The sequence below is a fragment of the Stenotrophomonas sp. STEN147 genome, from assembly GCF_056757995.1.
The window spans coordinates 207,169-220,655 of the sequence record NZ_JBRRCG010000003.1; the positions used below are offsets into that span (position 1 = coordinate 207,169).

Consider the following 13,487-nt stretch of genomic DNA (forward strand, 5'->3'; position numbering starts at 1 on the left):
ACAACACATGGCATCAGCGTCCTCATCCTTGTGCCTTCTGCGCCTGTCCGCACTTGGCGATGTCACCCACGTGGTGCCCCTGGTGCGTACGCTGCAGGCCGCGCGCCCGGACACGCCGATCCACTGGATCATCGACAAGGCCGGGCAGAAGCTGCTCGAGGGTCTGCCGGGCGTGACCTTCCACGGCTACGACAAGAAGAGCGGCATGGCCGGCGTCAAGGAGCTGCGCAAGCAGCTGCCACCGGGGCGCTTCGAGGCGCTGCTGCAGATGCAGGTGGCCTTCCGCGCGAACCTGCTGTCGGCGTTCATCCCGGCCGAACGCCGCATCGGATACGACCGCAGCCGCTCGAAGGACCTGCATGGGTTGTTCATCAACGAACGCATTCCGGACCGCCCCGGCATCCATGTGCTGGATGCGATCGGCAGCTTCTGCGAGCCGCTGGGCCTGCGCCAGACCGACGTGAGCTGGGACCTGGCCGTGCCGCAGTCCGCCTTCGAGTGGGCCGCGGCGCAGTGGCAGGATGATGGCCGGCCGGTACTGATGATTTCGCCCTGCTCCAGCCACGTCCGCCGCAACTGGTACGCCGACCGCTACGCGGCCGTCGCCAACCATGCTACGCAGCGCGGCTGGCAGGTGGTGCTGTGCGGTGGCCGCAGTGAACTGGAACGCAGCATGGCCGACGCGATCCAGGCCCAGCTGCACACGCCGGCACTGGACCTGGTCGGCAAGGACACGCTCAAGCAGCTGCCTGCGCTGCTGGCACGCGCCAATCTGGTGATGACACCCGATTCGGGACCGATGCATATCGCCAATGCCATGGGAGCGAAGGTGCTGGGCCTGCACGCGGCCAGCAACCCGCACCGCAGCGGCCCGTATTCGGATCGCCGCTACTGCGTGGACCGCTATGACGACGCCGCACGCAAGTATCTCGGCAAGCAGGCCGCCGACCTCAAGTGGGGCACCAAGATCGAGTTCGATGATGTGATGGAACTGATCACGGTCGAGGACGGCATCGCCGCCTTCGAACGTTACGTGACGGACCACCTCACCTGAGTCGATGGATCATCGGTAGCGCCGGGCCACGCCCGGCGGATCCATCTCACCCGCGCTGTGCGTAATCCTGGTACGACTTCTCTTCCACGTAGGCAGAGCCCAGTGCCAGGTTGATCGCCTTCTTGATGCGAGCGCGCTCGTCGTTGCGCAGATACACACTGCGCGCAAGGTCGATGAAGCCCTGGTCGAACGCCTGCGCCTTCTCCTTCAGGCGGATGTCGTCCTCGATGTCCCACAGCTGCTCGTTGACGGCCTTGAGTTCACCACGCAGCTTGGCGATGTCCTTGACCGCGGCCGGGTGCGCCATCCAGGTCTGCTCCAGCGCCGACAGCTCCTTGCGCACGTTGGCCAGCTTGCCCTCGTCGCTGATCCGCTCGGACTTGATCTGCAGGATCGAAATCTTGTCGAGCAGTTCGCCAAAGGACACGGGAACGAGGATTTCAGCAGTCATGGGGGAGCTCCAGCAGGTGATGCGTACATGTTAACCCGCAGCATCCCGAGGGGAGATCCATTGCCGCCCCGCAACGCGCGCGGCCAGCGGGACAACGAAAAAAGCCGCCCGGGGGGCGGCTTTCTTCTTCATCTGGCGGAGAGGGGGGGATTCGAACCCCCGAGGCGCTATAAACGCCTGCCTGATTTCGAGTCAGGTACATTCAACCACTCTGCCACCTCTCCGGGTGGTCCCCGGCGAACCGGGGACGCGCATCATACGAGGAAGTGAGGCTGCCGACAAGTCTCCTGGGGCCTGCGGCGCAATTTTCCTGCCGCCATGCCTTGCCGGATGCCGGTCACGCCGTGATGATGCCCTCTCCCCCGCGCTACTCCGCCCCGCACACCATGATCGAATTCGGACATCTCACCCATCCCGGCCTGCGCCGCGAGCTCAACGAGGACACCTATTACGGTGACAGCGAGCTGGGCGTGTGGCTGGTGGCCGATGGCATGGGCGGGCACGCCTGCGGCGAGGTCGCCAGCGCGCTGGCGCGCGAAGCCATCGTCCGCGAGATCCGCCGCGGCGCGTCGCTGGAGCAGGCCATCCGCACGGCCGACGAAGAGATCATCCGCGCTTCGCGGCGACGCAACGATACGCTGCCGATGGGCACCACCGTGGTCGCTGCGCGCGTGCAGGGCAATCGCTACGAAGTGGCCTGGGTCGGTGACAGCCGGGCCTACCTGTGGCGCGACGGCCAGCTGGCCCAGCTCAGCCAGGATCACAGCGTGGTGCAGGAACTGGTCACGCAGGGCAACCTGACCGCGGAGCAGGCGCGCGCGCATCCGCACCGCAATGTGGTCACCCAGGCGCTGGGTGTAACCGATCCGGCGCACCTGAACGTGGCCACCACCCGTGGCGAACTTCGTCCCGGCATGCAGCTGCTGCTGTGCAGCGATGGCCTGACCGAGGAAGTCGATGATCGTGGCATCGCCCGCACGCTGGCCTTCGACGACGCCAGCGCACAGGAATGCGTAGATACGCTCGTCGCCGCCGCGCTGGATGGCGGCGGCCGCGACAACATCAGCGTGATCCTGGTCCGCTGCCACTGAGCCAGCGGACCGCACGCGCACCCTGCGCCGAGGGTCTACGCGCTGGCGGGCTCTTCCACCTTCGGGCCGTCCCACAGCGCATGACCGGCCTTCTTGCGCAGGCGTTCCAGTCGCGCGGCGTGCGCTTCACGTTCCGATGCGGTGGCGACCACGCGCGGACGCGGCAGCAGCTTGGCAGCATCGAACGCCTGCAGCACCGCGCCACCCGCGCCGGCTTCGTCCTCGCCCAGGCCGAAGCCGATCTCTTCCTGCCCTGACGTCAGCGCGATGTAGACATCGCCCAGGATCTGCGCATCGAGCAGGCCGCCGTGCAGTGCACGGTGCGAATTGTCCACGCCCAGCCGCTTGCACAGCGCATCCAGCGAGTTGCGCTGGCCCGGGAAACGCTCGCGCGCCATCGCCAGGGTATCGATCACGGTGCAGCGATCGGTGATCTTCCCGTACTGCGGCCCCAGCAGGGACAGCTCGTTGTCGAGGAAACCCAGGTCGAATGCCGCGTTGTGGATGATCAGCTCGGCGCCGTCGATGAACGCCAGGAACTCGTCGGCGATCTGCGCGAACTCGGGCTTGTCGGCCAGGAAGTCCAGGGTCAGGCCGGTGACTTCCTGCGCGCCCTGTTCGAACTCACAGTCCGGCTTGATGTACTGGTGATAGTTGTTGCCGGTGGGGCGACGCTTGAACAGCTCCACGCAGCCGATTTCGACGATGCGGTTGCCCTTCTTCCACTCCAGGCCGGTGGTTTCGGTATCGAGGATGATCTGACGCATGGGCTCAGTTTACCGGGCTGGCATCGCGGATCTGGATGGCGGCATTGCGCGCCAGCGTATCGACGCGTTCATTGTCCGGATCGCCGGAATGCCCCTTCACCCAGCGCCAGTCGATCTGGTGCCGCAGCGTGGCCGCATGCAGCCGCTCCCACAGCTCGCGGTTCTTCACCGGATCACCTCCGGCGGTCTTCCAGTTCTTGCGGATCCAGCCCGGCATCCATTGGGTCAGGCCCTGCCGCACATACTGGGAGTCGGTGAACAGCACGATGTTGCAGGGCTCGGTCAGCGCCTCCAGGCCGGAAATGGCCGCCATCAGTTCCATCCGGTTGTTGGTGGTATGCGCTTCGCCGCCGCTCAGTTCACGCTCGTGGTCCTTGTAGCGCAGCAACGCGGCCCAGCCGCCGGGACCGGGATTGCCGAGGCAGGATCCGTCGGTATGGATTTCGATGGTTTTCAATACAGCTCCAGAATCAGGTAGCAACGGTGCCATGCCAGCGCACCGGCAGCGGTGTCGGCCCGGGCAGGGCCAACGTACGTTTTTCGGCATGGAACAGGCAGGCCGCGCGCAGCGGGGCCCAACCCCCGCGGCCACGACTGCCGGCGCCCTGCCAGAGCGGGCCCAGGTAGCGCATGTCGTCGCAGTCCAGCCCGTGACGACCCAGCAGCTGGCGGATCCGCTGCGGCGTACGCACCGTCAGGCCATGCTGGCGCCAGTGGGTGCGGAACGGACTGAACGGATTAAGGCTGCTCAACCACAGATGGCCGCCGGGCATCAGCACCCGCTCGCACTCGTCAAGCAGCTGGTCGGCATCAGCGGCCGTCACGTGCTGCAGCACGATGGCATTGACGCTTTCGGTGGCCAGCGGCAGCGGCAGACCGCAGCACGCATCGCCGGCATAGCGGCCGCCATTGCGGTACAGGCGCAGGCCGCGCCCGCCCGGCTGCGCATCTTCCAGCCAGGCAGCGCTCGGCGCGATCCACATCCAGGGCTGTGCGGGCAGCACCGACAGCTGTGGCAACAGCAGTTGCCGCTCCAGCACGCGCAGGGCCGCCGCCGGCTCGCTGTCGAACCACGGGGCCAGGCTCGCTTGACGGGTGCTCTCCAGCGCGGGCATGGTCCAATTCTATGCGACTGACTGCCCTGCCCGCATTTGCGGACAACTACATCTGGGTGCTGATCGATGATGAAGGCGCTGCCATCGTCGTCGATCCCGGTGATGCCGCGCCGGTGCTCGCGCTGGCCGAACAGGGCCTGCGCGTGGATACCATCCTGCTGACCCACCATCACGACGACCACATCGGTGGCGTGCCGGCCCTGCGTGCCCGTTTTCCCGGCGCGCGGGTGGTCGCACCGGTGGAGGAACGCATCACCACCGCCACCGAACGCGTCGGCGAAGGTGAACGCGTTCAGGCACTGGGCCGGACGTTCCACGTACTATCCGTGCCCGGGCATACCCGCAGCCACATCGCGTTTCACACTGCTGAACATCTTTTCAGCGGAGATTCGTTGTTCAGCCTGGGCTGTGGACGCCTGTTCGAAGGTACGCCGTCCCAGCTGCTGGCATCGATGCGCACGCTGGGTACCTTGCCTGCACGACTGCTACTTTGTTGTGCCCATGAGTACACCGTGTCAAATGCCGTCTTCGCGCGGCATGTCGACCCCGCCAACGCTGCCCTGCGGCAGCGCCAAGAGGAGGCTTTGGCCATGCGCCGCGATGACCGTTCCACCCTGCCGGTAACCCTGGCCAATGAACTGGACTGCAATCCGTTCCTGCGTGTGCACACCGCGCCGATCCGCGCGGCGGTGTCGGCGTACCTGGGGCGCGACATCGTTGACGATGTCGATGTCATGGCCGGTCTCCGGCATTGGAAAGACGGCTTCCGCGCATGATGCGCCGAAGTCTGCCGCTGGCCCTGGGCATCGCTCTGGGGCTGGCTGGAACCGCAGGCGCGCAGTCGCTGGGCGCTGGCATCGGCCAGAATCTCACCGCCGCTGCTGCGTTGCCCCTGGACGCCTCTTCGCTGCCACCTGCATCGGTGCGCAATGGCCAGGAGATCTTCTCCAGCTTCCGCGATGGCCTGGCTGAACCCACCTGCGACGCCGAGGCCACCAGCCCGCGCTGGCAGAAGCAGTTCGCGCACGCCCCTTCGCGCCTGGCCAACCAGGATGACGATGCACTGGTCCTGTTCGGCTATGTGGTCGAAGAACTGCGCAAGGCCAACCTGCCGACCGAATTCGCGCTGATTCCCTTCGTGGAAAGCGGCTACCGGCCCAATGCCCGCAATGGCAGCGGACCGACCGGGTTGTGGCAGTTCATCGCCACCACCGCCCGCAACCATCGCGTGCCGATGGCCAACGGCTACGACGGCCGCCTGTCGGCGGTGGATTCGACCCAGGCCGCGGTGCGCTACCTGAAAACCCTGCACGGCATGTTCGGCGGCGACTGGCGGCTGGCCACCATGGCCTACAACGCTGGCGAATATCGCGTGCTGCAGGCGCTGCGCAAGGCGGGCATGAATGCGCAGAACTCCACGCCATCGGCCCTGCCCGGCCTGTCGCCGGTCACCTATGCCTACGTCGAGAAGCTTCACGCCCTGGCCTGCGTGCTGGAAGACGTGGAAGAACAGCCGGGCGTCATGGCCTCGCTGGACCGCACCGTGCCGGTGCTGAAGGATCATGCCCTGCCGGCCGGCACCAGCGTCCAGCAGTGGGCCGCCCAGCGCTCACTGGACCCGGCACGCATCGCCCGCCTGAATCCCGCCCTGGCCGCCGGTGGCCGCCCCACGGGCACCACCCGGGTGCTGGCCCCTGTCGCAGCGGCGACCGCCGACGTAGTGGACAGCACGACGGCGCTGGCGGCCTCGGTTTCGTCCACCTCTGCCCCCGCTGCCTCGCCAGCGCCGCAGGTTGCCCGCACCGTCGCCGCCGCTGTCGACCGTCCGCGCAGCCGTCGGCATACGGTGCGCAACGGCGAGTCGGCCTGGACCATTGCCCGTCGCTACGGCATGCCGGTCAAGGCGCTGCTGTCGCTGAATGGCCTGAGTGGCAGCAGCGTGCTCAAGCCGGGCGCGGTGCTTCGCCTGGAAGACTGACCGGCGCACAGCAGCGCCGCGCGATCCTCCTGCTACCGGGCACCCGCCCACGAAAAAGGCCCGGCAATGCCGGGCCTTTCCGTTCTGCCCGCCGTGGGCTTACAGATTCGCTTCGGTGGTCTGCACCACGAACTTCTTGCGCATCGCGTCGATGTAGGCCTTGGCTGCGGCCATGCCGTCGATCTGGCTCAACTGTTCCTTCAGCTGCTTCTGCTGCTCGGCGGTCACGTCCTTGATGTCGCCCGGATTGACCTTGTTCACCGCGAACACCAGCGCACGGCCGTTGACGTCGACCTTGCCGTAGGTCGGCTTGCCTGCGGTGGGTACCGGCGCGCTGAAGATCGCGCTGTTGATTTCCGGGGTCGGCACCGGCTGGCCACGCGGCAGGCCCGGCATCGGGCTCAGCTGCAGCTTTTCGCTGGCAGCCAGCGACTGCAGGGTGGCACCGCCCTTCAACTTGGCCAGCAGCGCTTCGGCCGCCTTGTCGCTGGCCTGGCGCTGGCGGTCGGCACGAATCGCGGCGATCACCTGCTCGCGGGCCTTCTCCAGCGGCAGCGCCTGCTCCGGCGTGTGGGCCGCGACGCGGATCACGACGCTGTGGTTGGTGGCGCCTCCCAGGGCGATCGGATCGCTGGCGGTCCCGTCCTGCACCAGGACGTCCGAGAACGCGGCGCGCAGCACGGCCGGGTCGCTGGCGATGCCGCTGGCGGTAGCGCGGGTGATCGGTCCCAGGGTCTGCAGCGGCAGCCCCACTTCCTTGGCTGCGGCAGCCAGGTCGCTCGGGCTCTTGTTGATGGCATCGACCAAACGGCCGGCCAGCTCGTTGAAACCGCGCTCGCCGTCGGCCTTGAGCTGTTCGGCGGCCAGCGTATCGCGCACGTCCTCGAACGACTTGCCTTCGCCGCCGCGTACCGCGGCCACCTTGATGATGTGGTATCCGAAGTCGGTCTTGACCGGACCGATCACGTCGCCGGCCTTGGCCGCGAACAGGGCGTCTTCAAACGGCTTGACCATCGCGCCACGCTCCACCCAGCCCAGGTCACCGCCCTGGTCCTTGGAGCCTGGATCCTCGGAGTTGGCCTTGGCCAGGGCTGCGAAGTCGGCACCGGCCGCCTTTGCCTCGGCCGCCAGCTTGTTCGCCTTGGCCTCAGCACCGTCGCCGGTAATCAGGATGTGGGCGGCCTGGCGCTGCTCCGGAGAGGTGAACTTGGCCTTTTCTTCCTCGTAGCGCTTGCGCAGGGTGGCTTCGTCGGCCGGCGTCGGCGCCGGCAGGTTGGCACCGTTGACCTCGACATACTCCAGCGAAACGGTTTCGGCCTGGCGGAAATCCTTGCCATGGCTGTCGTACCACTGCTTGATCTGCGCATCGGTCACCGGGGCCGTGTCAGCCGGCACCGGCGGCAGCGCAGCCAGCTCGACATCACGGGTTTCGCCCAGCAGCTTCAACAGGCGTTCGGTCTCGGCCTGGGTGACAAAACCGGAGTTCTGCAGTCCGGCCGGAATCACCGACTGCTGCAGGCTCTCGCGCACCAGTTCCTGGAACTGGGTCGGGGTACGCGGAGGATTGCCGCCGGCCAGCGCCAGGCGGTAGCTGTTCTCGTTGAACTTGCCATCCGGCCCCTGGAACGCCGGCATGGACGTGATGTACTCGCGCACGGCGCCATCGCCAATCACCACACCTGCCTGCTCGCCGACCAGGCGCACAACCTGCTCGTCGATCAGCTGATCCAGGACCGCCAGCTTGTTCTCGGTGCTTTCGAACGCGCGCGGGTCGAAGTTCTCGCCCTGCTGCTGGCGCTCACGCATGCGCTCCTGCTCGAAACGGGTGCGGAAATCCTGCGCGCTGATCTCATGGTGCTGCCACAGCATGCGTACCGGCCACCACGACGGCGCGGAACGCCACCAGGTCGGCGGTGCGGAAACCTTGGCCACGTTCTGTGCGCCAACGCCACCCAGGTAGCTGTTGTCGATCACGAACAGGAACGGAATCATCAGCAGCCCCAGGATCACGGTGACGATCCAGCCTGAGGTCTTGTCGCGGAGTTTCTGCAGCATGGTGAGGAATCACAAGGCCTGATTGGCGAGCCCGGCAGTGTAACCCGCTTCGTCGCAGGGACCAAAAACGCCAAGGGCAACATGCGCGCAAAGAAAAAGCCCCCGGCATTGCCGAGGGCTTTTGAAAGTTGGCGGAGCGGACGGGACTCGAACCCGCGACCTCCGGCGTGACAGGCCAGCATTCTAACCAGCTGAACTACCGCTCCGTGCTTGCGACAACCCTTCTGCCTTCGTCCCGGACAGGCCGGGGAGAAGACAAGGCCCCCAGCTTTGGGCCGGGGGCCTCGTTGAAGTGGCGGAGCGGACGGGACTCGAACCCGCGACCTCCGGCGTGACAGGCCAGCATTCTAACCAGCTGAACTACCGCTCCACACTCAAACTTTTACCGCGGTGCTGTGGTGGGTGCTGAGGGTTTCGAACCCCCGACCCTCTCCGTGTAAAGGAGACGCTCTACCGCTGAGCTAAGCACCCCAGCGAGCCGCTTAGTTTACAGCATCCTTAAGGGCCTTGCCAGCCTTGAAGGACGGATTCTTCGAAGCAGCGATCTTGATGGTGTCGCCGGTCTTCGGGTTGCGGCCGGTGCGGGCTGCACGGTCGCGGACCTGGAAGGTACCGAAGCCAACCAGGGTGACCGCATCGCCGTCCTTCAGCGCCTTGGTGATGGCAGCAACGACGGCATCGACAGCGCGGCTGGACTCGGCCTTGGTCAGGTCGGCAGCTTCAGCAACGGCGTCGATCAATTCGGTCTTGTTCATTCTCTACAACTCCTTTGGCGGTGGGTTCCGCGGATTCGACAGGGAAGCAACCGCACGCCATCTGCGCGCGATCGCCATGTGGAAACGGTTCGCCGATTCAGAGATCGCCAACAGCGATCACTCATTTGCGAGTGCTGCTTTTATACCAGTGGCCCTACCCCCACGCAAGCTGGAAAGCCAGCAACGACGCGGGTTTCAGGCCATTCGGCAACGCGCGTCAGTGCTTGACGCGCGCGTTTCCACTCGGTTTCGCCTTGCTACGTACCGTGACGCGCTGCGCACTCTTGCGCGCCTTCTTCGGTGCCAGCGGACGCTCCAATGCCAGATCAAGCACTTCTTCGATGTACTTCACCGGCACGATCTTCAGATCACGGGTGACGTTGGCCGGGATGTCGGCCAGATCCTTGCGGTTCTCTTCGGGAATGATGACCGTGCGGATACCGCCACGCAGTGCAGCCAGCAGCTTCTCCTTCAGTCCACCGATGGCGGTGACCCGCCCACGCAGCGTGATTTCGCCGGTCATCGCCACATCGGCACGCACCGGCACCCTGGTCAGCATCGAGACCAGGGACGTCACCATCGCCGCGCCGGCGCTCGGGCCGTCCTTCGGCGTGGCACCGTCCGGAACGTGCAGGTGCACGTCGTGCTTCTGCAGGAAGTCGCTGTCGATGCCGAAACGATCGGCGCGCGAACGCACGACCGACAGCGCCGCCGAAGCCGATTCCTTCATCACGTTGCCGAGCTGGCCGGTCAGGATCAACTGGCCCTTGCCCGGTACCAGCGTCGATTCGATCTGCAGCAGGTCGCCACCGACTTCGGTCCAGGCCAGGCCGGTGACCAGGCCGATCTCGTTTTCTTCCTCGGCGCGACCAAAATCGAAGCGGCGCACGCCCAGGTACTTGTCCAGGTTCTTGCCGGTCACCGTGACCAGCGCCTTGGCCTTCTTCGCGCCCTTCCTGGCCTTCACCGGCTGCGGGCCTGCCAGCGCGATCTCCTTCACCACCTTGCGGCAGATCTTGGCGATCTCGCGTTCCAGATTGCGAACGCCCGACTCGCGGGTGTAGTAGCGCACGATGTCCTGGATCGCATCGCTGCCGATTTCCAGTTCCTCCGGCTTCAGGCCATTGGCCTTGATCTGCTTGGGCACCAGGTAGCGGGTCGCGATGTTGAGCTTCTCATCCTCGGTGTAACCGGGGATGCGGATCACTTCCATGCGGTCCAGCAGCGGGCCCGGAATGTTGAGCGAGTTCGAGGTGGCCACGAACATCACTTCCGACAGATCCAGGTCCACTTCCAGGTAGTGATCGTTGAATGCGTTGTTCTGCTCCGGATCGAGCACTTCCAGCAGCGCCGAGGAGGGATCACCACGGAAGTCCATCGACATCTTGTCGATCTCGTCGAGCACGAACAGCGGGTTCTTGCTGCCGACCTTGTTGAGGTTCTGCACGATGCGGCCCGGCATGGAGCCGACGTAGGTGCGACGGTGGCCACGGATCTCGGCCTCATCACGCACGCCGCCCAGCGACATGCGCACGAACTTGCGGTTGGTGGCCTTGGCGATGGACTGGCCGAGCGAGGTCTTGCCCACGCCCGGGGGCCCGACCAGGCACAGGATCGGGCCCTTCATCTGCTTCACCCGCGACTGCACCGCCAGGTATTCAAGGATGCGCTCCTTGACCTTCTCCAGGCCGTAATGGTCGGCATCGAGTGTGTCCTGCGCGGCCTTCAGGTCCTTGCGCACCTTGGTGCGCTTCTTCCACGGCACGCCCAGCAGCCACTCCAGATAATTGCGCACGACCGCCGCCTCAGCGGACATCGGCGACATCTGCTTGAGCTTGTTCAGTTCGTTGCGCGCCTTGGCTTCCACGGCCTTCGGCATGCCCGCTTCGGCGATCTTGCGGGCCAGCTCTTCCAGCTCGCCCGGCGCGTCGTCGAGGTCACCCAGTTCCTTCTGGATGGCCTTCATCTGTTCGTTGAGGTAGTACTCGCGCTGGCTCTTCTCCATCTGCGACTTCACGCGGCCGCGGATGCGCTTTTCCATCTGCTGCACGTCGATCTCGCCGTCGACCAGGCCGACCAGCATCTCCAGGCGCTCGCCGACGGCCAGCGTTTCCAGCAGGCGCTGCTTGTCGGCCAGGCGCACGCTGATGTGGGCGGCGATGGTGTCAGCCAGGCGCGCAGGCTCGTCGATCCCGGCCAGGGTCTGCAGCAGCTCCGGCGGAAGCTTGCGGTTGGTTTTCACGTACTGCTCGAACAGCGACATCAGCGAGCGGGCGATCGCCTCGATCTCGCGCGGCTCGCGCTCGTCCGCAGCGTCGATCTCCACGGCCTGGCCGTGCAGCGAACCGTTGCGTTCGTCGACATGGGTCACCTGCACGCGCGAGAGGCCTTCGACCAGCACCTTGATCGTGCCATCGGGCAGCTTCAGCAGCTGCAGCACCTGCGCCAGCGTACCGACCTGGTAGAGATCGGCCGCATGCGGGTCGTCGGTCTCGGCGGACTTCTGCGCGAGCAGCAGGATGCGCTTGTCTGCCTCCATTGCCTGTTCCAGCGCGTGCATGGACTTGTCACGGCCGACGAACAGCGGGATGACCATGTGCGGGAACACCACTACGTCGCGCAGCGGCAGGACCGGCAGGTCGAGGGTTTCACTTGGGGAACGGGCCATGGGGGCTCCAGGGAAGGGGAAAACCGCCTCCGGGAGGACATCTTCCGGAGACAAAAAAAGCCGATGGCCCCGTTATGGGGCCATCGGCTTTCAGATGCAAGGCATTCCTTTAAAATTCTTTCCAATCAACAACTTGGAAGAATCACTCGGCGCCTGCGGCCTTCTGTTCAGGGGCCGCCGGGGTCTGGTAGATCAGGTACGGCTCGGACTTGTGCTCGATCACCGATTCGTCCACCACCACCTTGCTGACGTTTTCCTGCGAAGGCAGGTCGTACATGGTGTCCAGCAGCACCGATTCGACGATGGTGCGCAGGCCCCGGGCGCCGGTCTTGCGCTTGAGCGCCTTGCGGGCGATGGCCGACAGGGCGTCCGGACGGAACTCCAGCTCGACGTTCTCCATCTCGAACAGCTTCTTGAACTGCTTGGTGATGGCGTTCTTCGGTTCGGTCAGGATCTTGATCAGGGCCGGCTCGTCCAGCTCCTCCAGGGTCGCCACCACCGGCAGGCGGCCGACGAACTCGGGAATCAGGCCGAACTTGATCAGATCTTCCGGCTCGACTTCCGCCAGCAGCTTGCCCACTTCCTGCTTGCGCTCGGCACTCTTCACCTTGGCGCCGAAGCCGATGCTGCCCACGTCGGTGGAACGGGCCTGGATCACCTTGTCCAGGCCGGCGAACGCGCCGCCGCAGATGAACAGGATGTTCTTGGTGTCCACCTGCAGGAACTCCTGCTGCGGATGCTTGCGACCGCCCTGCGGCGGCACGCTGGCCACGGTACCTTCGATCAGTTTCAGCAGGGCCTGCTGTACGCCTTCGCCGGACACGTCGCGGGTGATCGACGGGTTCTCGCTCTTGCGCGAGATCTTGTCGATCTCATCGATGTAGACGATGCCCTGCTGCGCCTTCTCGACGTCGTAGTCGCACTTCTGCAGCAGCTTCTGGATGATGTTCTCCACGTCCTCGCCCACGTAACCGGCTTCGGTCAGCGTGGTGGCGTCGGCCATGGTGAACGGCACGTTGAGCAGGCGGGCCAGGGTTTCGGCCAGCAGGGTCTTGCCCGAACCGGTCGGACCGACCAGCAGGATGTTCGACTTCGCCAGCTCGACGTCGTCGTTCTTCTGCCGGCTCTCGATGCGCTTGTAATGGTTGTATACGGCCACGGCCAAGGTGCGCTTGGCACGGTTCTGGCCGATCACGTACTGGTCGAGGACCTCGAGGATCTCGCGCGGCTTCGGCAGCGAGCTGCGCGCCGACTGCGCCTTTTCCTCAAGTTCTTCGCGGATGATGTCGTTGCACAGCTCCACGCATTCATCGCAGATGAACACGCTCGGACCCGCAATCAGCTTGCGCACTTCATGCTGGCTCTTGCCGCAGAAAGAGCAGTAGAGGATCTTGCCGGTGTCCGTGGAACGACCTTGGCGGTCTTCGCTCATGCTTCGCTTACCCAGTTACCCCACCCGCTGAACGGGGGTTCGATTCGAGAATAGCACAGGGCCGGAGGGACACCAGTCCCGCCCGACCCTGCAGGAACGAGGCCTGCCTGGCCCCGTGAAG

12 protein-coding genes and 4 tRNA genes are annotated in these 13,487 nt (G+C 65.4%); 4 read left to right on the plus strand and 12 right to left on the minus strand.

The window, feature by feature from the left end; all coding sequences use genetic code 11:
- Positions 1-7: 7 nt before the first annotated feature.
- Entirely contained in the window at positions 8-1,054 is a 1,047-nt protein-coding gene (locus ACVOKU_RS05885) for a glycosyltransferase family 9 protein (protein ID WP_481559378.1), read from the plus strand.
- Between the two features lie 46 nt (positions 1,055-1,100).
- Here the strand turns inward: ACVOKU_RS05885 and ACVOKU_RS05890 are convergent, their stop codons facing one another.
- Together ACVOKU_RS05890 and ACVOKU_RS05895 are read right to left on the minus strand one after the other, a co-directional pair.
- On the minus strand, positions 1,101-1,505 hold the full coding sequence (locus ACVOKU_RS05890) for a DUF6165 family protein (protein WP_053519062.1): 405 nt from the start codon (positions 1,503-1,505) through the stop codon (positions 1,101-1,103).
- Between the two features lie 133 nt (positions 1,506-1,638).
- A tRNA-Ser gene (locus tag ACVOKU_RS05895) sits at positions 1,639-1,729 on the minus strand.
- 162 nt (positions 1,730-1,891) lie between these two features.
- On the opposite strand from ACVOKU_RS05895, the gene ACVOKU_RS05900 reads away from it, so the two are divergent.
- A complete protein-coding gene (locus ACVOKU_RS05900) occupies positions 1,892-2,596 on the plus strand; it encodes a PP2C family protein-serine/threonine phosphatase (protein ID WP_053519060.1) in 705 nt (234 codons plus the stop codon).
- A gap of 35 nt (positions 2,597-2,631) precedes the next feature.
- On the opposite strand, the gene dnaQ is transcribed toward ACVOKU_RS05900, so the two are convergent.
- Genes dnaQ through ACVOKU_RS05915 form a run of 3 tightly spaced genes read right to left on the minus strand, consistent with a single transcriptional unit; the run spans position 2,632 to position 4,478 of the window.
- Positions 2,632-3,363, minus strand: coding sequence for a DNA polymerase III subunit epsilon (gene dnaQ, locus ACVOKU_RS05905; protein WP_053519058.1), 732 nt, complete (start codon positions 3,361-3,363; stop codon positions 2,632-2,634).
- 4 nt (positions 3,364-3,367) lie between these two features.
- Entirely contained in the window at positions 3,368-3,820 is a 453-nt protein-coding gene (rnhA, locus tag ACVOKU_RS05910; protein ID WP_053519056.1) for a ribonuclease HI, read from the minus strand.
- Positions 3,821-3,833: 13 nt separating this feature from the next.
- On the minus strand, positions 3,834-4,478 hold the full coding sequence (locus tag ACVOKU_RS05915; protein ID WP_481559379.1) for a methyltransferase domain-containing protein: 645 nt from the start codon (positions 4,476-4,478) through the stop codon (positions 3,834-3,836).
- Positions 4,479-4,489: 11 nt separating this feature from the next.
- On the opposite strand from ACVOKU_RS05915, the gene gloB reads away from it, so the two are divergent.
- Together gloB and ACVOKU_RS05925 are read left to right on the plus strand one after the other, a co-directional pair.
- On the plus strand, positions 4,490-5,254 hold the full coding sequence (gene gloB, locus ACVOKU_RS05920; RefSeq protein ID WP_279941662.1) for a hydroxyacylglutathione hydrolase: 765 nt from the start codon (positions 4,490-4,492) through the stop codon (positions 5,252-5,254).
- Entirely contained in the window at positions 5,251-6,456 is a 1,206-nt protein-coding gene (locus ACVOKU_RS05925) for a lytic transglycosylase domain-containing protein (protein WP_481559380.1), read from the plus strand. Before gloB ends, ACVOKU_RS05925 begins: the two co-directional genes overlap by 4 nt.
- Positions 6,457-6,555: 99 nt before the next feature.
- Here ACVOKU_RS05925 and ACVOKU_RS05930 read toward each other — a convergent pair whose 3' ends face one another.
- The 7 genes from ACVOKU_RS05930 to clpX form a co-directional block, all read right to left on the minus strand.
- On the minus strand, positions 6,556-8,511 hold the full coding sequence (locus ACVOKU_RS05930) for a peptidyl-prolyl cis-trans isomerase (protein ID WP_053519048.1): 1,956 nt from the start codon (positions 8,509-8,511) through the stop codon (positions 6,556-6,558).
- Positions 8,512-8,640: 129 nt separating this feature from the next.
- A tRNA-Asp gene (locus ACVOKU_RS05935) sits at positions 8,641-8,717 on the minus strand.
- Between the two features lie 87 nt (positions 8,718-8,804).
- Positions 8,805-8,881: transfer RNA gene (locus ACVOKU_RS05940), tRNA-Asp, on the minus strand.
- 26 nt (positions 8,882-8,907) lie between these two features.
- Positions 8,908-8,982 (minus strand) — tRNA-Val (locus tag ACVOKU_RS05945).
- Positions 8,983-8,993: 11 nt separating this feature from the next.
- Positions 8,994-9,266, minus strand: a complete 273-nt coding sequence (locus ACVOKU_RS05950; RefSeq protein WP_005408270.1) for an HU family DNA-binding protein — start codon at positions 9,264-9,266, stop codon at positions 8,994-8,996.
- 217 nt (positions 9,267-9,483) lie between these two features.
- The gene (gene lon / locus ACVOKU_RS05955) at positions 9,484-11,934 is read right to left on the minus strand and encodes an endopeptidase La (protein WP_053520353.1); all 2,451 of its coding nucleotides are present in this window, start codon (positions 11,932-11,934) and stop codon (positions 9,484-9,486) included.
- Positions 11,935-12,076: 142 nt separating this feature from the next.
- On the minus strand, positions 12,077-13,366 hold the full coding sequence (gene clpX / locus ACVOKU_RS05960) for an ATP-dependent Clp protease ATP-binding subunit ClpX (RefSeq protein ID WP_053520352.1): 1,290 nt from the start codon (positions 13,364-13,366) through the stop codon (positions 12,077-12,079).
- Between the last annotated feature and the right edge of the window lie 121 nt (positions 13,367-13,487).

What these genes read in the sequence shown, in the direction of transcription:
- ACVOKU_RS05950 (WP_005408270.1), bottom strand. Translation starts at nt 9,266, where the DNA reads ATGAACAAGACCGAATTGATCGACGCCGTTGCTGAAGCTGCCGACCTG.
- lon (WP_053520353.1), bottom strand. Translation starts at nt 11,934, where the DNA reads ATGGCCCGTTCCCCAAGTGAAACCCTCGACCTGCCGGTCCTGCCGCTG.
- gloB (WP_279941662.1), top strand. Translation starts at nt 4,490, where the DNA reads ATGCGACTGACTGCCCTGCCCGCATTTGCGGACAACTACATCTGGGTG.
- ACVOKU_RS05900 (WP_053519060.1), top strand. Translation starts at nt 1,892, where the DNA reads ATGATCGAATTCGGACATCTCACCCATCCCGGCCTGCGCCGCGAGCTC.
- ACVOKU_RS05915 (WP_481559379.1), bottom strand. Translation starts at nt 4,478, where the DNA reads ATGCCCGCGCTGGAGAGCACCCGTCAAGCGAGCCTGGCCCCGTGGTTC.
- dnaQ (WP_053519058.1), bottom strand. Translation starts at nt 3,363, where the DNA reads ATGCGTCAGATCATCCTCGATACCGAAACCACCGGCCTGGAGTGGAAG.
- ACVOKU_RS05885 (WP_481559378.1), top strand. Translation starts at nt 8, where the DNA reads ATGGCATCAGCGTCCTCATCCTTGTGCCTTCTGCGCCTGTCCGCACTT.
- ACVOKU_RS05890 (WP_053519062.1), bottom strand. Translation starts at nt 1,505, where the DNA reads ATGACTGCTGAAATCCTCGTTCCCGTGTCCTTTGGCGAACTGCTCGAC.
- ACVOKU_RS05930 (WP_053519048.1), bottom strand. Translation starts at nt 8,511, where the DNA reads ATGCTGCAGAAACTCCGCGACAAGACCTCAGGCTGGATCGTCACCGTG.
- ACVOKU_RS05925 (WP_481559380.1), top strand. Translation starts at nt 5,251, where the DNA reads ATGATGCGCCGAAGTCTGCCGCTGGCCCTGGGCATCGCTCTGGGGCTG.
- clpX (WP_053520352.1), bottom strand. Translation starts at nt 13,366, where the DNA reads ATGAGCGAAGACCGCCAAGGTCGTTCCACGGACACCGGCAAGATCCTC.